The organism is Methylocella sp. (genome assembly GCA_037200525.1).
Lineage (GTDB): Bacteria > Pseudomonadota > Alphaproteobacteria > Rhizobiales > Beijerinckiaceae > Methylocapsa.
In genome coordinates, this window is sequence record JBBCGG010000001.1 from 1,191,095 (window position 1) to 1,212,606 (window position 21,512).

Here is a 21,512-nt window from a genome sequence, read left to right on the forward strand (position 1 = left end):
CCGGCGCCAAACATTCCATAAGGAGCAGTCGATTTCAGGGAGAGTAGAGCAATGAGCGCAGTTGAGACGACGAAGAAAGCGATGTCGACCCGCGGGTTTGCCTCGATGGATCCTGAGAAACAGCGGGCGATCGCACGTAAGGGCGGCGAAAGCGTTCCGCATGAAAAGCGCAGCTTTTCACAAAATCCAGGTCTAGCAGCTGAAGCTGGACGCAAGGGTGGACAGAGCGTCAACCCCAACAAGCGCAGCTTCTCGCGTAATCACACGCTAGCGTCCGAGGCTGGCCGTAAAGGCGGGCACGCCTCTCACGGCGGCCCGAAAAAAACCTTGGCGACCGAATGATCGGAGAATTCCGCAATCGTCGCGGCGGATTCGGCAGCGTGTAATGCGCTGCCGTTTTTTTGCCGGGATGTTTGAGGGCCGACGCGGAAAACATGAAAACGATTGAGCTGCTGTTTTCGGCGGCGGTGGCTGCCCGCGCGCAAGCTTACGCGCCTTATTCCGGTTTTTCCGTGGGAGCGGCGCTTCGCACGCCTTCCGGGGCAATTTTCTCCGGGGCGAATGTCGAGAATGCAGCCTATCCGGTTGGCATATGCGCGGAAGCGGCGGCAATCGCCGCAATGGTGGTCGCCGGCGAGCGGCAGATCGCTGAAATTCTGATTATCGGCGAAGGCGCGGCTTTGGTGACGCCCTGCGGAGCCTGTCGGCAGCGCATATTTGAATTCGCCAGCGAGGGGCGCACGGATTCATGTCGCCGTGCCGGATGGCGTCCGCGCCGAGTTCACGATCGAGGCGCTGTTGCCGCACGCTTTTGGCCCAAACATCGAGAAACTGCCGAGTTAAGCAGAAATCTCAAAACCGGCTTCGGGCGAAGGCTACTTAAAATAACAATATAGTTGCTTGATCAATTCAATTTGAATCGATCAAGCTCCCGCGCCCGGTCACGGCGCGGGCGATAAAAAGCCCCGGCGTTTCTGCCAGGGCTCTGCGAGGATATTGCGTGCCTTAAGCTGCGCGAAGATTTCCTGCCGAAGATTTGCCGGTTCGCTTATCGGCAATTACTTCGTAGTTGATCTTCTGGCCTTCTTGCAGGTGACGCATCCCAGATTGTTCCACAGCGCTGATGTGGACGAATACGTCCTTGCCGCCATCATCTGGCTGTATGAAGCCGTATCCTTTGTCCGGATTAAACCACTTCACAGTTCCCGTCGTCATATAGTATATCCTTAGAATCGTAAAGAAACGGACGTCAATCGATGACGCCGGTGTCGCATCGTCGTTTTAAGAAGGTCGTCAGCAGGCGCACAAAAATGCGAGGCCAAGTCGTCGGCAAAAACACGACACTTGTAATCATATGTCGAACTCGCGCTAAAAACAAGAGGCTCTGCGTCATTTTGACGAATTGCGCGAACGTTCCGCGCATGGGAACACAAAAGCCTTTGCGCCGATCCAAGAACTTCGCTCCAAGAGAAGTCGGACGGTCGACAAATTTGAACCATGCGGCGGAGTTTTCGGCGAGGTGCGCCCCGCGCAGGCGTAATTCCTGGAAATCGTTTCGATCCGGCTTCGGCCCATCAACTTGGGGTCGAACGTCCGCCCGCAAGGGTTGCGTCAAGCGGCGCGCCAATCGTCAGGTCTCCGACGCTATAACGCGACAGGACCCAGATCGCCGATCGTCGTCGAGTTCGGCAAAAGGCCGCGCGCCCAGGCGTTGATCGAATAGTCCCGCGCGCTGCTTCCGGTAACCTCGAACAGATGATAAGCGGCGCGATTATGCCCCGCGGGCCTGATTGCCGAGGCCGACGGCGCCCCGACGACGGGGGTCGGCCGCGCAGGACCCTCAATGTAGCTGACGCCTTGTTTATGATTGTGGCCGTGGAGGATCAGCTCCGCCCCCGTGCGCCGAATCACGTCCTCGAAATCGCGGGCGTCGCTCAATCCGCGTCCGACATTGGAGGCAACCGCGCGCGGCGGGTGATGAAGCATCACAACGCGGACCAAATCACGCCGGGCGCATTCCAGCAGCAGCGCTTCCGTCGCCTCCAACTGCCGCTGCCCCAATCGACCCGAGGCAATGAAAAACGGCGTCGGAACGCCCGATGAAAGGCCGATGAGAGCGACTTGGCCGCGCACCCGCAGATAGGGAAACCGGCTCGCCGCGCGTGGCTCCTCCCGATCGGTCTCTCCGGTCGTCCAGGGCGCAAAGACGCGGGCGAGGTCCGGCAGCGAGCCGCGGACGTAAGCGTCATGATTGCCGGGCACGAAACTGACGTCTGTGGCCGCGCCCAGCGTCTCGAGCCAGTGTCTCGCCAGCTGAAATTCGGCCGGCAGACCGATATTGGCGATATCGCCGGTCACGGCGATATGGTCGGGACGATGCGCTTTGACGTCGGCAATTATATGTCCGAGCGTCGCCATGTCGTGGACCCGCGAGCGCCCTCGCGTCCAGTTCAGATAGCCGGTTACGCGCTTGCCGAAGAGTTCGCGCCGGCGCGGCCGCGGCAGAGGTCCGATATGGGGGTCGGACAGATGGGCAAGAAGAAAACTCACAACCGCGTATTGCAGCGCGTCGCCACGCGCGTCAAGCCACGAAGACGACAATATCCATTGAGCGCGAGGCCGAGGAGCGCGGCGCGGCTCGATAATGAGGCTAACGCGAAATGTGTGTTTTGACACATTAGGATAATGGACTTTCGAGACATATCGCCTAGCTTTTCTTTCAACAATGGGGGTTTGTTGAATTATGTTGCAATTGCTCCGTGGATCGCATGAGCGGGTTGAGAAATCCGGAAGATCAGCCCGCCTCGGCGTCAGAGGCCTTCTCCTCGACGAGAAGGGACGGATTTTTCTTGTGCGACATAGATTCGTCGCTGGCTGGCAACTGCCCGGAGGCCCCGTCCAACGGAACGAAAGCGCATTGATGGCCCTCGCCCGCGAACTTCAGGAAAGAGGCAATATCGCCATGGCCGGCGAGCCTTATTTGCATGGACTCTTTTTCAATGCGAGCGCGCGCGAGAATGTCGCATGTTACGTCGTCCGCAATTTCCGCAGCGACCCTCAGCCGGATGACTTTGACGCTGCCGCCGCTCAATCGGGATTTTTCGCGCCTGATCAACTGCCGGTGGCCCGCAGCCGGGGAACGAGCGCGCGGGTTGGTGAAGTTTTGCATGGACTGTCCGTCGCGCCGACCTGGTAGGGCTCAGGGCGACGCCAGTTTCTGGAGGCGCGCTCGCCCGGATTAACGCCGGACGTCGGCATAAAAGTCGGGGACTTTCCGACAGTGGAATCATGCCTCAAAAAGCAGATAAGATGGCGTGATCCTCCTGACCGAAGATGCCCTGACCGCTATGCCAGATCTTTCCCTCGTTCTTAGCCCGCAAACGCCTGCCGATCTCGCCGCGATCGAGCGGCTTGACGAACGCGCGTTCGGGCCTGGCCGATTCGCCCGCTCGGCCTACCGCCTGCGTGAGGGGGTTGAGCCCGACTATGGCCTGTCATTTGTCGCGAGGGTCGGCACTTTGCTCGTCGGCGCGAACCGGATTACGCAGATTCGCTGCGGCGAAATTCCCGCCCTGTTGCTCGGCCCGCTGACGGTCGATCCGGCGTTTCAGTCCGGCGGCATCGGCGAAGCGCTGGTGCAAAAATCCCTTGAGGCGGCGCGCGCCGCTGGCCACCGCCTGGTCTTGCTGGTGGGGGATCTCCCCTACTATGGCCGAATGGGCTTTGTTCCCGCGCCGCCTGGGCAGCTTATTTTCGTCGGCCCCGTCGACCCCGATCGTCTGCTCTATTGCGAGCTTGTCGAAGGCGCGTTCGCAGAGGCGCGGGGGAAAGTTTTGCGCGCGAGGGTGGAGGCTTGATCCTTTAAATTCGTTGGCCAAGCCAATTCAGTGAATCTTGTTTGCAGTAGGGGGGTACGTCTTCCGTGCGGGCTTTAGTTTTCGATCCTCGCCCTAAGTCTCTTTGACCTTCGAGCCGCTTCGCCCTTCATAAAGCCAGGCCGTCACAACGCTGCCCAGCAGCGCAATCAACCCGAGAAAGCCGATCGCGAGCGGAACGACGCCGACGCCTTTGACTTCGCTGGAGCCGGTGCGCTTGATCGCGGCATAGTCCGAGCCGCCATAGACCGGACTTTCCCGCATCGCGACAAGGCGCGGCAAAGCAATTTCTCCGTCCTCTCCATTGGCGATCCGCCGCACAGTGCCGCCGGTCGCCTCCGCCAGCCCTCTCAATCGCTCCGTTGTCGAGACGACATCCTGAAATTCGCGCGGATTTTCCGGCCCGACATTGGCGAGAACGGATAAGGCCCCATCGCTCAGCCGATAAAGGCCAAGCTCCGAGGCGTCGACGGACGCGCGGGAAAGTCCCGGCTCAGCCGGCGTCAGCGTTGCGGTGGTTTCCTGACCTGACGGCGCGGTGATTTTTACCGGCGGCGTTTCGGGCAGAAGACTCTGGCGCTCGATCTCGATCATATGCCCGCGCACGGTGGCGCGCAGCGCCTCCTCCTCAAGCTCTGGCTCTTTCATCAGCCAATGGGCGAGGCGGCGCAACAAATCGAGGTGCGGGCCGCCGCCATCGAAGCCGCGCGCCCATAGCCACATCTGATCGCTGAGCAAAAGCGCGACGCGGCCCTTGCCTTCGCGCGACAAGACCAGCAATGGCTTCTGGTCGGCGCCTTCAAGGACGCTGGTTCCGCGCGCAACCTCAGCGTTGACCTGGCGGAACCAAGGACTCCACGTCGGTGGGCTCTGATCTCCGCCGGGCAGGCCGCGCGTGACCGGGTGTTTGGCGCCTTCCTTGGAGATCGCGGCGCGGAAGGCGCGTTCGGTCAGGCCGCCGGCGGGCCGCGCCGGCGAAATCCGCCCGAGCGGCGAATAATACAGACCATCCGGTCCAGAAAAATCGGGGCCAGCCGCCAGCATCAGCGCGCCGCCTTCGCGGACATAACGCACGATATTGTCGAAATAGATCAGCGGCAGAACGCTCTGGTTGGAATAGCGGTCGAACACGATCAGATCGAATTCGTTGATCTTGCGGCCGAACAAATCGGCGGTCGGAAAAGCGATCAGCGACAATTCATTGATCGGAGTGCCGTCCTGCTTTTCCGGCGGCCTCAGAATCGTGAAATGCACCAGATCGACATTGGCGTCCGACTTCAGAAGATTGCGCCACATGCGCTCGCCCTGGTGCGGCTCGCCTGAAACGAGAAGCACCTTCAGCTTGTCGCGCACGCCATCGATCGTCACCACCGCCTTATTGTTGATCGCGGTCAGTTCGTCGGGCAAAGCCTCGACTTTGAGCTCGACGACGTTTTGGCCGCCATGTTCGATCCGCACCGGCACGCGAACGCGCTCAGAAGGCTTCGTGATAATGGTTGCAATGGGGCTGCCGTCGCGACGAACCTTCAGAACGACGGGATCGGTTTTATTGGCGGTGTCGAGCACGCGGAGTTCGATCGTTTGATCCTTGCCGACAATGCCGAAGCGAGGCGCTTCGAGAAGCTCGATGCGCCGGTCGCGCTCGCCTTCGTGGCCGGTGATCAGCGCGTGCAGCGGGGCTTTGAAGCCGAGCGCCGCAGAATCGGCCGGAATATCATCGACGAGGCCGTCGGTGACCATGAAAACGGCCCCAACTCGCTCGGAAGGCACGTCGGCGAGCCCGGCGTTCAAGGCCGAGAATAGGCGAGTGCCATCTTCTTCCGCATCCGTGCGACCGCTCTCGATGACGCGAACACCGACATTGCCGAGGCCGGCGAGGTTCTTTTCCAGTTCCGCGCGGGCCTTTTCCGTCTGCGCCTGCCGCTCGCCGATGGTCTGGCTGCCGCTTTCATCGACGACAAGCGCCACGACGTCTTTCAAGCCGGTGCGATCCTCCCGCACGAGAGATGGATCAAAGAGGGCCAGCAACAAGAGGGCAAGGCCCAGCGCGCGGAGCCATGTCCCGCGCCGCCCTGCGTAAAAGCCAAGACCACTGACGATGAGAGCGAGCGCGCCGAAGCCGGCAAGGAGCGGCCAAGGCAGCAGCGGCGCGAAGGACAGGTTGAACTGGTTCATAAATAAACCTTGGAGACAGCCGGGACGCTATTCAAGACGCAAACTGGGTGTCGATATCGAGGTCCCCACCCCGTCCCCGCTGGCCCGTTCGCGCGAGCCCAATTCTTAAAGTCACTCAATCCGTCAATTGTGGTCAAACCGCGTCTCGCGCAAACGCGCGTTGCCGTGCGGCCAAGATCAAGATAGAGCCGCAGCCTCGGCCGTTTCCCAGAAACTCGGCCGCGCCGGCTCCAGCCTGCCGCCGATGCGCACCGGCGCAATCTGCGTCGCCAGTCCTTTCGCATCGATTTCGACCGCGACGCCGCAGAGGGTCGCAGCTCCCGTCGCGGGTTCAAACCGGGACGCCGGCAATTTCGTCGTGAATCTGCGGATCGGCTCTTCTTTTTCCATGCCGATCACTGAATCATAATCGCCGGTCATGCCGGCGTCGGTCATGTAGCCGGTGCCGTGGCGCAAGATCTGGTGATCGGCGGTCGGCACATGGGTATGGGTGCCGACGACGAGCGAGACGCGGCCGTCGACGAAATGGCCAAACGCCTGCTTCTCGCTTGAGGCCTCGCCGTGGAAATCGACGACTACGGCGTCGCAGCCAACTCCCAAGGGACAGGCCTCCAATTCGCGTTCGATCGCGGCGAAGGGGTCGTCCAGCGAATCCATGAAAACGCGGCCAAGGAGGTTGACGACGAGAACGCGGCCCCCCGCGGCGGTCTCGATGAGATTGGCGCCCCGGCCCGGCGTTCCGCGCGGATAATTCAATGGACGGATCAGGCGCGGCTGGCGTGCGATGAAGACCAGCGCCTCGCGCTGGTCGAACGCATGGTTGCCAAGCGTCACGCAATCCGCGCCAGCGCTGAGAAACTCGGCGCAAATAGTCTCGGTGATGCCAAATCCGCCTGCAGAATTCTCGCCATTGACGACCACGAAATCGAGGCTCCAGGCGAGGCGCAATTTTGGCAACTGCTCCAGCAAAACGGTGCGCCCGGCGCGGCCGACGATATCACCGATAAAGAGCAGGCGCATATTTTGATCCATCGAGGCGGATTTCCCGGCAGAACCGAAGATGTCTTGCCGCGGGAAAATAAGGAGATCGCCGAGCGGGAATCCTTTTGCGCCTCATGGAGACGTCAAATCGTTCCCGCAGTCGATCAATTCCTGCTCTGTTAGCACGTAATCGAGCCGCTGGTCGTGGGCCTCATGCGGGATTTTCGGAGTCTCCTGGCTCGCATAGGCGACGCCGACGGCGCATATTTTCTTCTTGGCGCGGAGTCCGGCGAGGGTGCGGTCATAATAACCCGCCCCATAGCCGATCCTGTGGCCGGTTCTGTCAAACGCGGCCAGCGGCACGAACAGCAAATCAGGGGCGACTTCGGGCGCCGCGGGCGACGGTTCGGTAATACCCATCTTGCCCGTGACCGAGACATCGCCCGGGCGCCATAGCCGGAAGGTGAGAGGCGTGTCGCGAGGGCCGGTGATCGGCAGCGCCGTCAAAACGCCCGCGTCCGCCAGCCGCTCAAGGAGAGGCAGGGTCGAAGCCTCATCGCGCAAGGCAAAATATGCCGAGACGATGCCGGGCCGAAATCGCTCGACAAGCTCGAGCCCGGCGGTGGCGAGACGGTCGGCGAAGGCGGCGAGATCGACGCCCCCGGACGCGCGGCGGCGCGCCAAAGCCTCTGAACGCAAAACCGTTTTGGGGTGGGGAAGCTGCATTGGGTCGGAGGCTGAAAACCACGGGTGGCGTAAAAGCGCGGGGCCGCGATGGCCGTGGGATATCGATCCCGGGAACCTACAACGTAGGTGGGCGCCATGTGGCCAAGCCCACGGGCAAGGCCAGGGACAGCTCCCTTTGAGATCGATAAGGCCCCGGGAATACTGATCCAGCACGCACCCCGCAGCTCCGCTAGTGCAACTTAGGGTCTAAGCCGATGAAACGCCAGAGGGTCATGCTCGCAAAAGCACAATTGCGCTTGATCGAGTTTCCGCCGCCCATGTTTCGGATCAGAGCGTTTTTTCGTCGCTCCGTCCGGCGCCGTTGAGATCGTGCGCGACGCGCTCGATCCGCAGCGCCGCCTCGCCGAGGGAAATGGCGACGCGGTCGACCCACTCGTCCCGCCCGCGGATGGCGTTGGAGACATTTCCGTTGACGTCCGCGAGTTCAGCTTCCAATTGAGCGACGCGGGTTTTGGATTCCGCCAGTTCGTCGGCGATGGTGATGGCCGCCATGACGGTTAGCCGCTGATCGCCGATCTCTCCAAAATTTTGGCGCATGGCGGTGATTTTGGCGTCGACCAATTGCGCCATCTCGGCAAGATGAGCTTCCTCGCCCTCCTCGCACGCGACGCGATAGATCCGGCCCGCGATCGTCACCGCAACTTGCGTCATTGCTCCGTTCCCCGAAACGTTTAGCCTTCGCGAACATCCGCGGCGGCCAAGACGGCCTGAATGGTCGCGCTGGCGTTTTTCAATCTGCGCGCGACCTCGTCGGCAGCCATTTCCAGCGAATTAGACCGTGCGACGGCGCCGTCGAGCTCAACCGCGAGCCGAGAGCGATCGTCCTGCATTACGGCAAGCTCTTCTTCGAGATTGGCGCGCAAACCTTCCGCCTTGACGCGGCGCTCGCTTGCGGCCTCGAGCTGGTCGAGCGCCGAGACGAGTCGTTTCAAGGCGGCCTCGAGACGTTCATGAGTGGTCATTTTGCGCTCGCATTCAGCTTTGCGATAATAGCGCATGATCAAGAAAAGTCTCTAAGTTTTCGGGTGCGATCGTGCATCGAAAAGTTTGGGATAAGAGAAAGTGATTGAGCCCAAAGCTGGGCAGGAGGCAATCGCTTGGGCGGCAAAGGTCTGCGCGAATCGCATTTTATTTGCGCTTTTCAGCTGCGTCCACAGCGCCGGCGGATGCGACGTAAAGAAGCATAAGCATTGCGTTGACAGTAACATAGCCAATGTTATCAAAGTTAAGGCTAATATATTGCGTTGCAAATAAAGATTGCCGCGCTAGGTCGATAGATGATTGCGCGCATGACGCGAATAATACCTCTGAAGGTAGTTCTGGATAGGCGATTTTGCGATCGTCGGCCGGAAGCTTTGAGGGGCGACGCGAAGCCTAGCCCAATGCGTTGGGCTCTCGTTGGGTCTTGTATTGGCGCAGGGATCACGATAAGCGGCGGGTAAGCGTCCAAGTCTCAAAACTGGCGCTATCAAACAACGCGGCGCTCCAGACCCGAGCGCCGCCAGGGAAGGAGCATGAGAGATGGCGGTTAGAGTCGCTATCAACGGGTTTGGTCGGATCGGACGCAATGTTCTGCGGGCGATCGCCGAATCCGGACGCAAGGACATTCAGATCGTCGCAATCAACGATCTTGGCCCCGTCGAGACCAACGCCCATCTTCTCCGTTTCGATTCGATTCACGGCCGGTTTCCGGGCAAGGTCGAAGTCAAAGGCGATTCGATCGATTTCGGCGCTGGACCGATCAGGGTAACCGCCGTCCGCGATCCGCACGAGCTGCCGCATGCGGAGTTCGGCATCGACGTCGCTTTGGAATGCACCGGAATTTTCACCTCGCGCGAGAAGGCCGCCGCGCATTTGAAGGCCGGGGCCAAACGCGTCCTCATCTCCGCGCCAAGCGACAACGCCGACTTGACGGTCGTCTTCGGCGTCAATCACCTCAAGCTGACTAAAGATCATCTCGTCGTCTCGAACGCGTCCTGCACAACAAATTGCCTCGCGCCCATCGCCAAAGTGTTGAATGATGCGATCGGGATAGAGACGGGGTTCATGACGACCATCCATTCCTATACCGGCGATCAGCCAACGCTCGATACGCTGCACAAGGATCTCTACCGCGCGCGCGCCGCTGCGCTGTCGATGATTCCAACCTCGACGGGCGCGGCGAAAGCGGTCGGCCTCGTTTTGCCGGAGCTGAAGGGCAAGCTCGACGGCTCCGCGATCCGCGTGCCGACGCCCAACGTCTCGGTTGTCGATTTCAAATTCGTAGCGAGCCGCGCGACCAGCGCGGAAGAGATTAACGAGACGGTGAAGCGCGCCGCAAATCGGCAGTTGAAAGGCATTCTATCTTTCACTGACAGCCCAAACGTCTCCACCGATTTCAACCACGATTCGCACTCATCCATTTTCCACATGGACCAGACGCGGGTGTTGGAAGGCACGTTCGTCCGCGTCTTGTCCTGGTACGACAATGAATGGGGTTTTTCGAATCGCATGGCCGATACAGCCGTCGCAATGGGGAAACTTCTATGACGAAATCCGGGTCATTATCGCCGTTTCCAACTCTCGACGACGCGGTTTTGGCGAGCAAAAGGATTCTTGTTCGCGTCGATCTCAACGTCCCGATGGAAAACGGCAGAATCACCGATTTGACCCGGATCGACCGCATTCTGTCGAATATTCGGGAGATTTCGGAAAAGGGCGGCAAGGTCATTATCTTGTCGCATCTCGGGCGCCCGAAAAACGGACCGGAAGCGGAGACCTCGCTGAAGTCCGTGGCGGTCGCGCTTGAGCATGAGCTCAAGCATATGGTTTTTTTCGCCTCGGATTGCGTCGGGCCTGTCGCCCAAAGCGCCGTCGCCGCCTTGCGCAACGGCGATATACTTCTGCTTGAGAATACGAGGTTCCATTCCGGCGAAATCAAGAATGATCCGGCCTTCGTCGAGGCCCTCGCCGAACTCGGCGACCTTTATGTCAATGACGCCTTCTCAACCTCTCATCGCGCGCATGCCTCGACAGAGGGCATCGCCCGTCGCTTGCCCGCCTATGCCGGACGCACCATGCAGCGCGAGCTCGAAATGCTCACTAGCATGTTGGCGCATCCAGAACGCCCAATGGCGGCGATCGTCGGCGGCGCCAAAGTCTCGACCAAGCTGGAGCTGCTCGGCAATCTCATGCGCCGCGTCGAGTATTTGTTCATTGGCGGCGGCATGGCCAATACGTTCCTCGCCGCCAGCGGCAAGTCGGTCGGCAAATCCATCTATGAATCGCAGCTCGCCGAAGTCGCGCGGAAAATCATGGCCGACGCCGACGCCGCCAATTGCCAGGTCGTGCTTCCGGTCGATGCTATCGTCGCCTCCAAGCTGGAGCCGCACGCTGCAACGCGCGCGGTCGATATCGATAAAGTCGGCGAAAATGACATGATCCTCGATATCGGGCCACGCACGATCTCTAAGGTTGTGGGAATTTTAGGGGCCGCTCGAACCGTGGTCTGGAACGGACCGGTGGGCGCTTTCGAAATTCCGCCTTTCCAGACCGGGACCGTGGCGATCGCCAAAGTCGCGGCGGAATTGACCAAAACCCACTCTCTCGAAACCATCGCCGGCGGCGGCGATACGATCGCGGCGCTGAACCAGGCTGGTTGTTTCGACGATTTCACCTATGTCTCGACGGCGGGCGGCGCTTTTCTTGAATGGCTCGAAGGCAAGTTGCTTCCAGGCGTCGAAGCGCTGCGGGGACAAAAGCAATAATAACTTGCTCTTAAGATGACGCTTCAAGCCCGGCCGGTGCGTGAAAGGCCTTCCTTCGCAAGCTGGTTCGCCGGGTCGAACACCAGCGCGCGCTGGTAAGATTCGATCGCTTTGGCGCGATTGCCGGATTTCTCATAGGCGAGGCCAAGGCCGGCCCAGGCTTCCGCGTTCTTGTTGTCGACGTTGAGCGCGGCGTTGAAATCTTCGATCGCCTTGTCGTATTTGCCGGTGGCGATCAGGCTCTGTCCGCGCGCCTGATAGGGGGCTGCGGCGAAAGGATCGCGATCGATCGCATTGTCGAAATCGGTGATCGCCAGCGGATGGTTGCCCTCACGCTGATAAATCAAGCCGCGCGCGTGAAAGGCTTGAGCGCTTTCGGGATTGAGCCTGATGGCATCATCAAGATCGGCGCGCGCGCCATCGAGATTGCCCTGCACCCGTTCAAGATTGGCGCGGCCGAGATAGGCTGGCGCATGGTTCGGATTGGCCGCGATGGCGGAATTGAAATCGGCGAGGGCGGCGTCGTTGCGATTGACCTGACGATAGGCGAGAGCGCGGTTGGTCAAGGTCGCCGCGTTGGGGGAAATCTTGATCGCCTGGCTGAAATCGGCGATCGCTTCCGGAAACTTGCCAATCTTCGCGTAGGCGACGCCGCGGGTGCTATAGGCTTCAGCGCTGTTTGGGTTACGCTGCACCACGTCGGTAAGGGAGGCAAGATTGGCCGCGGCTTCCTCCGGCGACTGGTTGGCGACTTCGGCGACGCCAGTCCCGCTTTTGCCGATAATGTTGCTTGTCGATTCGCATCCGGCCAACGCCAGTGAGGCGACGAGACTCAGCGCGCAATGCGACAGAATCCGACGCCGCCCACGCGTCCCGCTGTTGGCCATGATCGCGAAGGCCGTCATTCAGTCATCCTCATCCATCGTCGGCGCGTCTGCTGCTCTATCGCGTCGCGCCGCAAATGAAGCGATAGCTCAACGCCGGCCGAGCCATTCGCGTTTTCCTACCCTCTAGGGATGAGAAATATCAGCGTGCGGCCAGAATGGGCTTGGGCTTCATCGGCAACAGGCCTTCGCGCTGCATTTTCTTGCGAGCGAGCTTCCGGGCGCGGCGAATGGCTTCGGCTTTCTCGCGGGCGCGCTTTTCGGAAGGCTTTTCGTAATGGCCGCGAAGCTTCATTTCGCGGAAAATGCCCTCGCGCTGCATCTTTTTCTTGAGCGCCTTGAGCGCCTGATCGACATTATTGTCGCGAACGAGAACTTGCACGCATGAGTCCTTGATGTGACGTCACGCCATCGCTTGATGCGACGGGCCTGACAGGAATGACGGAACAAAAAAACCGGCGCTGAAAAGCACCAGAAGATTTAAAGACTGGCGAATAGCAGCATCAAGGCTTGCTGTCCAGAGTTTCGCCCATTTTCCCGCCGCGAAAATCTTAGAACCGCAGCATAATTGTAACGGTTGGGCCGGTTTCAACTGGAAGGGGTCGCGCTCAAGGGCCACACGCGCGTCACATGCCCCATCTTGCGGCCCGCCCTGACTTCAGCTTTGCCATAAAAATGGAGGCAAGCGCCGGGCTCGCGTAAAATGCGCTCGAAGGCGAGAACTTCTGCGCCGATGAGATTTTCCATCTCGACATGCGCGCCATGACGCGCCGTGGAGCCAAGAGGCCAGCCGACGACCGCCCTGATGTGCTGCTCGAATTGGGATGTCACGGCCCCATCGAGGGTCCAATGGCCGGAATTATGGACCCGCGGCGCGATTTCATTGACGCGAAGGGCCGCAACCCCTTCGCCGGCGCCGCCCGATGGATCGACGACAAACATTTCCACGGCGAGAACGCCGACATAATCGAGCGCGTCGGCGATGGTTCGCGTAAGCTCGATCGCCTCGGCGGCGGTCTCCGGCGCTAAACGGGCCGGGGCGCGCGTAAGTTTCAGGATGTGATTCTCGTGGCTATTTTCGCAAACGTCATAGGCTGCGAAAGCGCCGTCAGCCCCCCGCGCTGCGACGACCGAAATCTCTTTGGCGAATGGCACCATGGCCTCAAGGATCGCGGGCGCGCCGCCGAGCGAGCGGAAAGTAACCGCCAAATCGGCGCCTTCGCGCACAAGGACCTGACCTTTGCCGTCATAGCCGAAGCGGCGCGTCTTGAGGATCAAGGGCGGGCCAAGCTGTCCGACCGCGCGGGCAACCGAGCCGGCGTCGTCGACTCGCATATAGGCGGCGGTCGCGATGCCGATTTCGGCCAAAAACTCCTTTTCGACGAGGCGATCCTGGCAGGCCGCGAGCGCCGCTGGCCCCGGCCGCACAAGGCAAAGATCGGCGAGAAGCGCCGCCGTGCGCGCGGGGACATTTTCGAACTCGTACGTGATCACATCGACTTTGGCGGCAAATTCGGCCAACGCGTCTTCGTCGTCGAACGCGGCGACGGTTCGATCGGTGCAAACGTCGAATGCGGGACTATCTGGCTCCGGCGCGAAAATATGCGTTTTGAGGCCAAGCCGCGCCGCAGCCAAGGCTAGCATCCGGCCCAATTGGCCGCCGCCAAGAATCCCGATCGTCGCGCCGGGAGCTAATGAACCGGGAGAAAGCACAAAACTCATGCGCTAGCCCTCACGCAAGGGCTGCAGGGCGACCGCTTCCGTTTGCGCGGCCCGCCAGGAGATAAGGCGCGTCTCAATGGCCGCGTCGGTTAAAGCCAGCACGGCGGCGGCGAGCAGCGCCGCGTTGATGGCGCCGGACCGGCCAATCGCCAGCGCGCCGACCGGAACCCCCGCCGGCATCTGAATGATGGATAACAGCGAATCCTGTCCGCGCAGCGCCGTTGTCTCCATCGGAATCCCAAATACCGGGAGCGGCGTCAACGCCGCCGTCATGCCCGGCAAATGCGCCGCCCCGCCGGCCCCAGCCAGAATGACCTTGAAGCCGGCCGCCTTGGCGCCTTTGGCGAAGTCGAACAATCGCTCGGGCGTGCGATGCGCCGACACGATCAAGGCCTCAAAACCGATCTGGAGCTGATCCAGCATCTCGGCGGCATGGCGCATCGTCTCCCAATCCGACTGGCTGCCCATGATGATGGCGATGGGTTTTGTGATGGCGGACAAAGGGCGGCCTGGATTTCTGAATGGGCGAAGGCAGCGGTCTAGACGAAGGGAGGCGGCGGCGCAAGCGGCGGGTGGATAGGTTCCGAGTGGATTTTCTCCTTCCGCCGCTTGAACTGGCGGCGCTGGGTCAAGCGCAAAAGATTCGCCCGCGCCTCAGCATACATCGACGCTTCCACTTCAGCCTGCGTTGCGACGCCCCGGAACCGGCGTTAACGTGCCAGCGCGGCTTGCGCGGCTCATTCGGGAGAAGAGCCAATGATAACCCTGTTTTCATATCCTGAGCTTTTTGGCGTCGCGGACAATAATCCTTACGGGCTGAAGGTTTTCGCGTTCTTAAAGCTGTGCGGCTTGGCTTTTCGACATGAGCATATTTTTGATGCGAAATCCGCGCCGCGCGGCCAGCTGCCTTATATTATCGATGACGGCGAGCATATCGGCGATAGCGATGCGATTATCGCTCATCTCATCAAGCAATATAATCTGCCAATCGACCGGTCGTTGACTAACTCGCAGCAGATGACGGATCTTTTGATCAGAAGGATGCTCGATGATCTATATTGGGTGATGTCCTATTCCCGTTGGCGCGACGATGATTTCTGGCCGCTTTTCAGGGACGAAATCCTCAGGACGCACAGAAACGTAACGGCGGGCGAACTCGAACAGTCGCGAGAATATAATTTCCAGAGATACCACTATCAGGGGATCGGACGCTATGAGCCGGGCGCCGTTTTCGCGCGCGGCCTCGCCGATCTGCGGGTTTTGGCGAATTTGATTCCGGAAACCGGATTCGTGTTCGGGGCCGACCCCTGCAGCGCCGATGCCGGAATTTACGGATTTGTCGCCAATATTTATTTCTTCAAGATAGAGACGCCGCTTAAGATATTTTTATCGTCGCAGCCAAATCTTGTGCGGCATTGCAATGCAATCCACGCGGCGGTGGCGGGACGGGGATAAGCCGCGCGGAAGAGGGCGTAATATTTCCAAGGTCCAGGAAGAAAATGAGAACCGCGACGCCTTTGGACTGTTGAAAGGAAGCGTTGCCGTCCGCCCAGGCCCTGTTTTTTCTTGGAAATTCGGACATTCCGGCTTTATTGCTTTTGGACGCCGTTCCGCGCGAGCCAAGTTTAATCACGCCAGTTTCAAACAGGAGGGAGCCATGAAGGAGTCGCAAATAATCCATATCCCGCCGGACGCCTCCCAAGAGGCGGTCGCTCTCACGTTGTTGCAACTCATCGTATGCGCCGAAGGAAAAAGGTTTGACTCGTTTTGCGGGACTGGCGCGCTGGTGGATAAACAGTGGATTCTCGACACTTACGCCGAATGTCTTTTGGTCACGAAGAATCCTGTGGACCGTAAATGACAATCTGAAGGCAAGAGCCGCCTTCCCGGCATGCTTTGCTTGTCTCCGGTTTTTCAGGCAGCGCAATCGACGACGGCCTGTGTTGCCTTACATGCTTCAGAGGCTCAGGTTGATCAATTTGCGAAGTATTTGGCGCGGATGACAAGGCTCGCCGCCCATGCAATCGCAATGCGAGCAAAGCCGATCTTTCGGCTCAAAAAGCTGCATAACCGGCAAGATTTCGCGAACGGCGGCTTCGGTCAAAGATGAGGCTTCCAGCGAGCCTGGCCGAAGCCGCCCAACTTTGGCCTCAAAACTCACAAGAGTGCGGCGTCGGCTGACGCATGTTTCTCCCGCCGACACGACTCAAGGATAGCAATTGCCCCGCACGTTCGCCCGCACCCTCATCCTCGTCGCAGCCTTGAATGGATCTCCGGCGCTCGCCTTCGATAATCCGCTAAGCGGCGTGCAGCTTGCCGCTTTGAACCCGTTGACCCACGGGCCGGTCGCGGACTTTCTCAATATTTTTCAGGAGCCGGCCATTCCGCGCGAAATCATCGCCTGGAACGCCGACTATCCGCCGGGCACCGTCGTCGTCTCGACCACCGAGCGGCGCCTCTATTACATCCTCGGCGATGGGAAAGCGATCCGATATGGCGTCGGAGTAGGCCGGGAAGGCTTCGCCTGGTCGGGCACGAAGACGGTGTCGATGAAACGCGAATGGCCGGGTTGGACTCCGCCGCCGCAAATGCTCAAGCGCCGTCCCGATCTGCCGCACTATATGCCGGGCGGGATCGACAACCCGCTGGGAGCGCGGGCGATCTATCTCGGCTCGAGCTATTATCGCATTCATGGCTCGAACGAGTCTGACACAATCGGGGCTGCGGTCTCATCAGGCTGCATTCGGATGACCAATGACGATGTCATTGATCTTGCAGATCGGGTCAAGGTTGGCGCGAAAGTCGTCGTGCTTCGCTAGACGCGCGAAGCCAAAAGGCTTTCATCCCCGATCCTGAAGACGCTCATTTCTTGACCGCAATGACTTCCATGCAGACCCGGTAGCGTTCGCTGACGCCATACTCGACGGGTTCAAATCCGTGCTCCTCCAGCAGGGCGTAGAGACGCTTGCGCGTAAAATTGTGATAATGCTCGATCTCGCCCCAATAGGGTTTGACGTTATTGGCGTGCAACAAACGCCAGACCATGTTGTCCATATTCGGCATCGACAGGAACAGCACGCCTCCCGCACGCAGCAGCCGACGAGCGGCGATGAGCCCCGCGTTGGGAAAGGGCATGTGCTCCAGCACGTCGGCCATGCTGATGACGCTATAGCGCTCGTCGTGGCCGAGCTCTTCAATCGGCAAGCAATGAGCCTCATAGCCTAGGCAGTAGTGACGAATTACCTGAGCATGATAGCAATAGCGGCGAGCAATACGAAGCCTCGGTAGTTTGCGAGGAGCTTGTCGTATCGGGTTGCGACGCGCCGGAACTGCTTCAGTTTATTGAAGAAACGCTCGACGAGATTGCGCTCCTTGTAGAGCGCCTTGTCGTAGGGGAGCGGCGCGCGGCGATTGGATTTTGATGGGATCACCGGCTCAGCCTCACGCATAAGAACAGCCTTGCGCAAGTGATTGGCGTCATAACCTTTATCGGCGATGATCGCATCGGCCGCAAAGCCTTCGATCAGGGCGTGCGCTTTTGTGATGTCGTTGCGCTGCCCAGGTCCGAGAAGGAGCCGAACGGGGTTGCCGAGTGCGTCTGTCGCGGCGTGGATTTTGGTGCTCAAACCACCGCGAGAGCGGCCCAGGCCTTGGGCATCCGCCCCCCTTTGGCGATCCTTGCGCCGGCCGCGTGCTGATGGGCGCGCACGATTGTTGAGTCGATCATCAGCCATTCGAGATCGGCCTCGGCGGTGAATGCCTCAAGAAATCCGTCCAAGGCGCCGCGCTCGATCCAGCGATAGTAGCGGCGTTTCACCGCCTGATGGTCGCCGAAGCGTTCGGGCAGATCGCGCCAGCGGCCGCCCGAGCGGGCCATCCATAACAGCGCGTCGACGAAGCGTCGATTGTCGCAGCGCGGCCCGCGCTGGCCGGCTCTTCCGCCTGGCACAAGATCACAAAGCCGCTCCCATTGATCGTCTCGCAGCGCATCGACATCCCGAATCATCAAGGCTGATCTCCAAAAATCAGCCTTGAATCATGGAAAGATCCTCGCGAGAATCCCCCAAACGCCGAATTCGTCACAACGGCCTAGCGTTTTCAGCGTCTCGACATTGTCTCCACGTAGATCAAGCCCGACGGGAACAAAACCCCATTCTTCCGCCGCGAACAGCAGCGAGCCATTGCCGAAGTCGACATCGAGCCAGCTGCCGCCCGACGCGTGGCGCGCCACCCGTTCGACCATGCAGGCTGAAATCGGACGCTGTCTTTCCATGTCATGGCCGACGATCTGATTTTGGTGCGTCTTGCCAAAAATGACCTCCGTCGCCGCGTTCGGGCGAGGCGAGCCGGGGCGCGAATATAAGACGGCTGGGATCAACGCCGCGTTGGCTGGCTTCACGGCGGAGATTGTCTTTGACGAGATCATTCGCCTCAAGCAACCACAGCACGCTCCCCGGCGCGGCCAGCAAAAGCCGCATCCACACATCGAAAAAAGCAGGCGTGATTTTATAGTTGTTGTTGAACGAGCAGAACACGAAACCCTTTTCGGGGAGGCCGCATTGCGCCCGCGTCGGCGTCACGTCGGAGATCAGCCGGCTCGTGTCGTTTGGCTGATAACAATGGGGAAGGTGGACGATCTTTTCACTGAAGCGGCTTTGCTGATCCATCGGCAGCACGAAAGGGTCTGCGATGACATAGTCGATGAAATCGGCCCCCAAGGTCCCCGGGAACCCGATGAAGCTCACCTGCACCGGCGCGGGCCTTCGCGCTGAAATGCCGGTGCGCGCGCCGTCAGTATGGCCTTTCAGCTCAATGAGAATATCCGTTCCGTCGGCGTTTATGCGCTTTGCGGCCTCGTCGTCCGAAAACGCGCGAAGATCGACAAAATGATCGAAAGCCTTGCGGAGCCTCGCGCCGAGTTCGCTATAATCGTCGACGCCATGAGAATAGGCGGTGATCTCGAAACGGGATCTATCGTGAAGCTCGAATAATTGGGCTGTCAGAAGCGCCGTCGCGTGACGGCAGAAGTCGCTGGACAGATAGCCGATGCGGAGCTTGCGGGGTCCTGACGCGTCTCTCTTGTGCTCAAACCCCGGACCGCCGATTGAAAATCCGGACGCGAAACGACGCGCAACGCGCAGCTGTTCATCGGCGTTTGTCGCCATGCTGAGGACAGGAAACGGATGCACCGGCTCGTCTCGCGCGGAGATAAGCTGACGCAACTCGGCCTCATCAGCGTCTATCTCGCTCCAGTCGCAGATCATGCGCCGTTTGTGATGCAGCCACACGCGAACCGCGAGCAAGCTTGGATCGAGCTCGACGGCGCGGCGAAAGGATGCGATGGCCTCGCCAAGGCGGCCGAGACGCTCCAGCGCCGCGCCTTTGTTGGCGTGCGCATCCGCGAGAGTCGGGCGCAGGGCGATGGCTTGCTCATAGGCGTCGACGGCCTCTTCAAACGCTTCGCTGAGCTGCAGCGCATTGCCGAGATTGACATAGACCTCAGCGAAATTCGGCCGCAGCGCCAGGGCCCTGCGATAGGCGTCGATCGCCGGTCCGGGCCGGCGCAGCTCGTTCAGAATATTGCCGAGGCTGAAATAGGGCTCGGGCGCATCGGGGCGCCGCGCGATGATTGGTCTGCCCCCTGAAAAGTGATCCTCCGTGAAGTATGGGCTTATGAGCCTGATGGAGGACTGCGCAATGCCGAGGAAAAGACACAAGGCGGAAGAGATCGTCGCGAAGCTACGGCAAGTCGAAGTGCTTAGCGCGCAAGGGCGACCGGTCGCGGAGGCGATCCGCTCGATAGGGGTGACGGAAGTTACATACTATCGATGGCGGTCGGAATACGGCGGCCTGAAGGGCGATCAGGTGAAGCGGCTGAAGGAGCTGGAGGCGGAGAATACGCGGCTCCGTCGAGCGGTGTCCGATTTGACGCTTGAGAAGCTGATCCTGAAAGAGGCTGCCTCGGGAAACTTCTGAGCTCCGCGCGTCGTCGCGCCTGCGTGGAGCATGTGATCGCCGAACATGGCGTTTCCGAGCGGTTCGCTTGCCGGGTTCTCGGTCAGCATCGCTCCACGCAGCGCAAGGTTCCGACCAAGCCCGATGACGAAGCGGCATTGACCGCCGACATCACGGCGCTCGCCATCCAGTACGGCCGCTATGGCTACCGCCGCATCACGGCGATGTTGTGGGAGCGAGGCTGGAAGGTCAACGTCAAACGGGTCGAGCGGATCTGGCGACGCGAGGGGCTGAAAGTTCCGGCCAGACAACCCAAGCGCGGGCGTCTCTGGCTCAATGACGGCTCGTGCGTCCGGCTGCGCCCGCAATGCCCCAACCACGTCTGGTCCTATGACTTCGTCGAGGACCGCACTCATGATGGCAGGAAATATCGCATGCTGAATATCATCGACGAATTTACCCGCGAATGCATCGCGATCAGGATTAACCGGCAGCTGAAGGCAGCGGACGTCATCGACGTTCTCTCGGACCTCTTCATCTTGCGAGGGGTTCCGATCCACATTCGTTCCGACAACGGCCCGGAGTTCATCGCCAAGGCGTTGCGTGACTGGATTGCCGCCGTCGGCGCGAAGACCGCCTACATCATGCCGGGCAGTCCCTGGGAGAACGGCTATTGCGAGAGCTTCAACTCGAAGCTGCGCGACGAGCTTTTGAATGGTGAAATCTTCTACACTCTCAAGGAGGCGAAGGTCGTCATTGAGCGATGGCGACGCCACTACAACACCGTGCGCCCGCACTCATCGCTGGGCTACAAGCCGCCAGCCCCGGAGACCCTGCAATGGCCGGCTTCGCAATCCGGACCAGCTTCGCCGGCCACGCCAGCAATAGCGCCAGGGCCGACAATGCACTAACATTCAAACTGGATCACCCCATGGGGGCAGGCCAGTTAGAATGAGCTTGCGCGAAATCCGGCTGCAAGGCGATTGCTTTTTGGGTGGCGTCAATCGCCTCCTCGGTCTTGCCCATGGAGCGAAAGATCGCCCCCAGATTGGAGAGAGCCTCGACATAGTCGGGTTTGATTTCGATCGCCCGCGAGATGAGCTTCGCCGCGGCGGCATGTTCGCCGCGATGGTGGGCGATGAGGCCGAGATGATGCAGAAAGAGAAAATGATCGGGCTCGAGATCGAGGATCTGCGTGTAAGTTTCCTCGGCGTCGCGGTGATGGCCAGCGCGAAAATATTCGAGCGCGATCGCCAATAGGTCGGCCGTGGACGCCAGAGCCCGATCCGGCGCGCCCTGCGCCATCGCCGAATTGTCTTCGTCTTGCATCGATGTCATCGCCGATCTCTACGCCATATTGTGACTTTGAAGCGCAAAGATACGGAAGCTGCCTTGCCCCAAACCTATCTCGGGCGAGGCCGCGGCGG

General features: G+C 60.1%; 25 protein-coding genes, 1 other RNA gene and 2 pseudogenes. 9 read left to right on the top strand and 19 right to left on the bottom strand.

Annotated elements, in window-relative coordinates:
- The first annotated feature begins 51 nt into the window (after nt 1-51).
- Nucleotides 52-342: a general stress protein gene (locus tag WDN46_05585; protein ID MEJ0092901.1), complete on the top strand. Its 291-nt coding sequence runs from the start codon at nt 52-54 to the stop codon at nt 340-342.
- Nucleotides 343-434: 92 nt separating this feature from the next.
- Nucleotides 435-843: pseudogene (gene cdd / locus WDN46_05590) on the top strand (cytidine deaminase).
- 162 nt (nt 844-1,005) lie between these two features.
- Here the strand turns inward: cdd and WDN46_05595 are convergent.
- The 3 genes from WDN46_05595 to WDN46_05605 all read right to left on the bottom strand — a co-directional run bounded on the left by WDN46_05595 (nt 1,006) and on the right by WDN46_05605 (nt 3,169).
- A complete protein-coding gene (locus WDN46_05595) occupies nt 1,006-1,215 on the bottom strand; it encodes a cold-shock protein (GenBank protein ID MEJ0092902.1) in 210 nt (69 codons plus the stop codon).
- Between the two features lie 429 nt (nt 1,216-1,644).
- Nucleotides 1,645-2,550, bottom strand: coding sequence for a metallophosphoesterase (locus tag WDN46_05600; protein MEJ0092903.1), 906 nt, complete (start codon nt 2,548-2,550; stop codon nt 1,645-1,647).
- Nucleotides 2,551-2,794: 244 nt separating this feature from the next.
- On the bottom strand, nt 2,795-3,169 hold the full coding sequence (locus WDN46_05605) for a hypothetical protein (protein ID MEJ0092904.1): 375 nt from the start codon (nt 3,167-3,169) through the stop codon (nt 2,795-2,797).
- A gap of 178 nt (nt 3,170-3,347) precedes the next feature.
- On the opposite strand from WDN46_05605, the gene WDN46_05610 reads away from it, so the two are divergent.
- Entirely contained in the window at nt 3,348-3,857 is a 510-nt protein-coding gene (locus tag WDN46_05610; protein ID MEJ0092905.1) for an N-acetyltransferase, read from the top strand.
- A 93-nt stretch (nt 3,858-3,950) separates the two neighbouring features.
- Here WDN46_05610 and WDN46_05615 read toward each other — a convergent pair whose 3' ends face one another.
- The 6 genes from WDN46_05615 to WDN46_05640 form a co-directional block, all read right to left on the bottom strand.
- Nucleotides 3,951-6,050, bottom strand: a complete 2,100-nt coding sequence (locus WDN46_05615; protein MEJ0092906.1) for a hypothetical protein — start codon at nt 6,048-6,050, stop codon at nt 3,951-3,953.
- Between the two features lie 177 nt (nt 6,051-6,227).
- A complete protein-coding gene (locus tag WDN46_05620; protein MEJ0092907.1) occupies nt 6,228-7,070 on the bottom strand; it encodes a TIGR00282 family metallophosphoesterase in 843 nt (280 codons plus the stop codon).
- 93 nt (nt 7,071-7,163) lie between these two features.
- Nucleotides 7,164-7,757, bottom strand: a complete 594-nt coding sequence (locus WDN46_05625) for a 5-formyltetrahydrofolate cyclo-ligase (protein MEJ0092908.1) — start codon at nt 7,755-7,757, stop codon at nt 7,164-7,166.
- Between the two features lie 36 nt (nt 7,758-7,793).
- Nucleotides 7,794-7,948, bottom strand: a non-coding RNA gene (gene ssrS, locus WDN46_05630) — 6S RNA.
- Between the two features lie 97 nt (nt 7,949-8,045).
- Nucleotides 8,046-8,429 (bottom strand): cell division protein ZapA, encoded by a 384-nt coding sequence (locus tag WDN46_05635; protein MEJ0092909.1) that lies wholly within the window; start codon nt 8,427-8,429, stop codon nt 8,046-8,048.
- Between the two features lie 20 nt (nt 8,430-8,449).
- Nucleotides 8,450-8,740: a DUF4164 domain-containing protein gene (locus WDN46_05640; protein ID MEJ0092910.1), complete on the bottom strand. Its 291-nt coding sequence runs from the start codon at nt 8,738-8,740 to the stop codon at nt 8,450-8,452.
- 559 nt (nt 8,741-9,299) lie between these two features.
- On the opposite strand from WDN46_05640, the gene gap reads away from it, so the two are divergent.
- Nucleotides 9,300-10,307 carry a type I glyceraldehyde-3-phosphate dehydrogenase gene (gene gap / locus WDN46_05645; protein MEJ0092911.1) on the top strand — a complete coding sequence of 336 codons (1,008 nt, stop codon included), beginning with the start codon at nt 9,300-9,302 and terminating at the stop codon, nt 10,305-10,307.
- On the top strand, nt 10,304-11,524 hold the full coding sequence (locus tag WDN46_05650) for a phosphoglycerate kinase (GenBank protein MEJ0092912.1): 1,221 nt from the start codon (nt 10,304-10,306) through the stop codon (nt 11,522-11,524). The genes gap and WDN46_05650 overlap by 4 nt, the downstream gene beginning before the upstream one ends.
- A 23-nt stretch (nt 11,525-11,547) precedes the next feature.
- Here the strand turns inward: WDN46_05650 and WDN46_05655 are convergent, their stop codons facing one another.
- The 5 genes from WDN46_05655 to purE form a co-directional block, all read right to left on the bottom strand.
- Entirely contained in the window at nt 11,548-12,429 is an 882-nt protein-coding gene (locus WDN46_05655; GenBank protein MEJ0092913.1) for a tetratricopeptide repeat protein, read from the bottom strand.
- A 121-nt stretch (nt 12,430-12,550) separates the two neighbouring features.
- The gene (rpsU, locus tag WDN46_05660; protein ID MEJ0092914.1) at nt 12,551-12,790 is read right to left on the bottom strand and encodes a 30S ribosomal protein S21; all 240 of its coding nucleotides are present in this window, start codon (nt 12,788-12,790) and stop codon (nt 12,551-12,553) included.
- A 21-nt stretch (nt 12,791-12,811) separates the two neighbouring features.
- Nucleotides 12,812-13,000: a hypothetical protein gene (locus WDN46_05665; GenBank protein ID MEJ0092915.1), complete on the bottom strand. Its 189-nt coding sequence runs from the start codon at nt 12,998-13,000 to the stop codon at nt 12,812-12,814.
- The gene (locus WDN46_05670) at nt 12,997-14,130 is read right to left on the bottom strand and encodes a 5-(carboxyamino)imidazole ribonucleotide synthase (protein ID MEJ0092916.1); all 1,134 of its coding nucleotides are present in this window, start codon (nt 14,128-14,130) and stop codon (nt 12,997-12,999) included. The genes WDN46_05665 and WDN46_05670 overlap by 4 nt, the downstream gene beginning before the upstream one ends.
- A 3-nt stretch (nt 14,131-14,133) precedes the next feature.
- Nucleotides 14,134-14,598, bottom strand: a complete 465-nt coding sequence (gene purE / locus WDN46_05675; protein MEJ0092917.1) for a 5-(carboxyamino)imidazole ribonucleotide mutase — start codon at nt 14,596-14,598, stop codon at nt 14,134-14,136.
- 288 nt (nt 14,599-14,886) lie between these two features.
- On the opposite strand from purE, the gene WDN46_05680 reads away from it, so the two are divergent.
- The 3 genes from WDN46_05680 to WDN46_05690 all read left to right on the top strand — a co-directional run bounded on the left by WDN46_05680 (nt 14,887) and on the right by WDN46_05690 (nt 16,949).
- A complete protein-coding gene (locus tag WDN46_05680; GenBank protein ID MEJ0092918.1) occupies nt 14,887-15,585 on the top strand; it encodes a glutathione S-transferase family protein in 699 nt (232 codons plus the stop codon).
- On the top strand, nt 15,551-15,991 hold the full coding sequence (locus WDN46_05685; GenBank protein ID MEJ0092919.1) for a hypothetical protein: 441 nt from the start codon (nt 15,551-15,553) through the stop codon (nt 15,989-15,991). Before WDN46_05680 ends, WDN46_05685 begins: the two co-directional genes overlap by 35 nt.
- Nucleotides 15,992-16,436: 445 nt before the next feature.
- Complete coding sequence (locus WDN46_05690) at nt 16,437-16,949, top strand: L,D-transpeptidase (GenBank protein MEJ0092920.1); 513 nt, start codon at nt 16,437-16,439, stop codon at nt 16,947-16,949.
- 43 nt (nt 16,950-16,992) lie between these two features.
- Here WDN46_05690 and WDN46_05695 read toward each other — a convergent pair whose 3' ends face one another.
- The 4 genes and pseudogenes from WDN46_05695 to WDN46_05710 all read right to left on the bottom strand — a co-directional run bounded on the left by WDN46_05695 (nt 16,993) and on the right by WDN46_05710 (nt 19,847).
- The gene (locus WDN46_05695; GenBank protein ID MEJ0092921.1) at nt 16,993-17,334 is read right to left on the bottom strand and encodes a methyltransferase domain-containing protein; all 342 of its coding nucleotides are present in this window, start codon (nt 17,332-17,334) and stop codon (nt 16,993-16,995) included.
- A 35-nt stretch (nt 17,335-17,369) separates the two neighbouring features.
- Nucleotides 17,370-18,136 (bottom strand): annotated as a pseudogene (locus WDN46_05700) (IS5 family transposase).
- A gap of 30 nt (nt 18,137-18,166) precedes the next feature.
- On the bottom strand, nt 18,167-18,403 hold the full coding sequence (locus WDN46_05705) for a hypothetical protein (protein MEJ0092922.1): 237 nt from the start codon (nt 18,401-18,403) through the stop codon (nt 18,167-18,169).
- Nucleotide 18,404: 1 nt separating this feature from the next.
- On the bottom strand, nt 18,405-19,847 hold the full coding sequence (locus tag WDN46_05710; GenBank protein MEJ0092923.1) for a tetratricopeptide repeat protein: 1,443 nt from the start codon (nt 19,845-19,847) through the stop codon (nt 18,405-18,407).
- Between WDN46_05710 and WDN46_05715 the strand changes: the two genes are divergently transcribed.
- Nucleotides 19,828-20,996 (top strand): IS3 family transposase gene (locus tag WDN46_05715; protein MEJ0092924.1). Its coding sequence is split into 2 segments (ribosomal slippage): nt 19,828-20,092 and nt 20,092-20,996, totalling 1,170 coding nucleotides; the frame shifts between segments, so codons are not numbered across the junction. The two genes, WDN46_05710 and WDN46_05715, sit on opposite strands and share 20 nt — an antisense overlap.
- A 13-nt stretch (nt 20,997-21,009) precedes the next feature.
- Here the strand turns inward: WDN46_05715 and WDN46_05720 are convergent.
- Entirely contained in the window at nt 21,010-21,423 is a 414-nt protein-coding gene (locus tag WDN46_05720; protein ID MEJ0092925.1) for a tetratricopeptide repeat protein, read from the bottom strand.
- Between the last annotated feature and the right edge of the window lie 89 nt (nt 21,424-21,512).

Coding starts and splice junctions, on each gene's coding strand:
- WDN46_05585 (MEJ0092901.1), top strand. CDS start 52: ATGAGCGCAGTTGAGACGACGAAGAAAGCGATGTCGACCCGCGGGTTT.
- WDN46_05595 (MEJ0092902.1), bottom strand. CDS start 1,215: ATGACGACGGGAACTGTGAAGTGGTTTAATCCGGACAAAGGATACGGC.
- WDN46_05605 (MEJ0092904.1), bottom strand. CDS start 3,169: ATGCAAAACTTCACCAACCCGCGCGCTCGTTCCCCGGCTGCGGGCCAC.
- WDN46_05610 (MEJ0092905.1), top strand. CDS start 3,348: ATGCCAGATCTTTCCCTCGTTCTTAGCCCGCAAACGCCTGCCGATCTC.
- WDN46_05615 (MEJ0092906.1), bottom strand. CDS start 6,050: ATGAACCAGTTCAACCTGTCCTTCGCGCCGCTGCTGCCTTGGCCGCTC.
- WDN46_05620 (MEJ0092907.1), bottom strand. CDS start 7,070: ATGCGCCTGCTCTTTATCGGTGATATCGTCGGCCGCGCCGGGCGCACC.
- WDN46_05625 (MEJ0092908.1), bottom strand. CDS start 7,757: ATGCAGCTTCCCCACCCCAAAACGGTTTTGCGTTCAGAGGCTTTGGCG.
- WDN46_05635 (MEJ0092909.1), bottom strand. CDS start 8,429: ATGACGCAAGTTGCGGTGACGATCGCGGGCCGGATCTATCGCGTCGCG.
- WDN46_05640 (MEJ0092910.1), bottom strand. CDS start 8,740: ATGACCACTCATGAACGTCTCGAGGCCGCCTTGAAACGACTCGTCTCG.
- gap (MEJ0092911.1), top strand. CDS start 9,300: ATGGCGGTTAGAGTCGCTATCAACGGGTTTGGTCGGATCGGACGCAAT.
- WDN46_05650 (MEJ0092912.1), top strand. CDS start 10,304: ATGACGAAATCCGGGTCATTATCGCCGTTTCCAACTCTCGACGACGCG.
- WDN46_05655 (MEJ0092913.1), bottom strand. CDS start 12,429: ATGACGGCCTTCGCGATCATGGCCAACAGCGGGACGCGTGGGCGGCGT.
- WDN46_05670 (MEJ0092916.1), bottom strand. CDS start 14,130: ATGAGTTTTGTGCTTTCTCCCGGTTCATTAGCTCCCGGCGCGACGATC.
- purE (MEJ0092917.1), bottom strand. CDS start 14,598: ATGGGCAGCCAGTCGGATTGGGAGACGATGCGCCATGCCGCCGAGATG.
- WDN46_05680 (MEJ0092918.1), top strand. CDS start 14,887: ATGATAACCCTGTTTTCATATCCTGAGCTTTTTGGCGTCGCGGACAAT.
- WDN46_05685 (MEJ0092919.1), top strand. CDS start 15,551: ATGCAATCCACGCGGCGGTGGCGGGACGGGGATAAGCCGCGCGGAAGA.
- WDN46_05705 (MEJ0092922.1), bottom strand. CDS start 18,403: ATGGAAAGACAGCGTCCGATTTCAGCCTGCATGGTCGAACGGGTGGCG.
- WDN46_05720 (MEJ0092925.1), bottom strand. CDS start 21,423: ATGACATCGATGCAAGACGAAGACAATTCGGCGATGGCGCAGGGCGCG.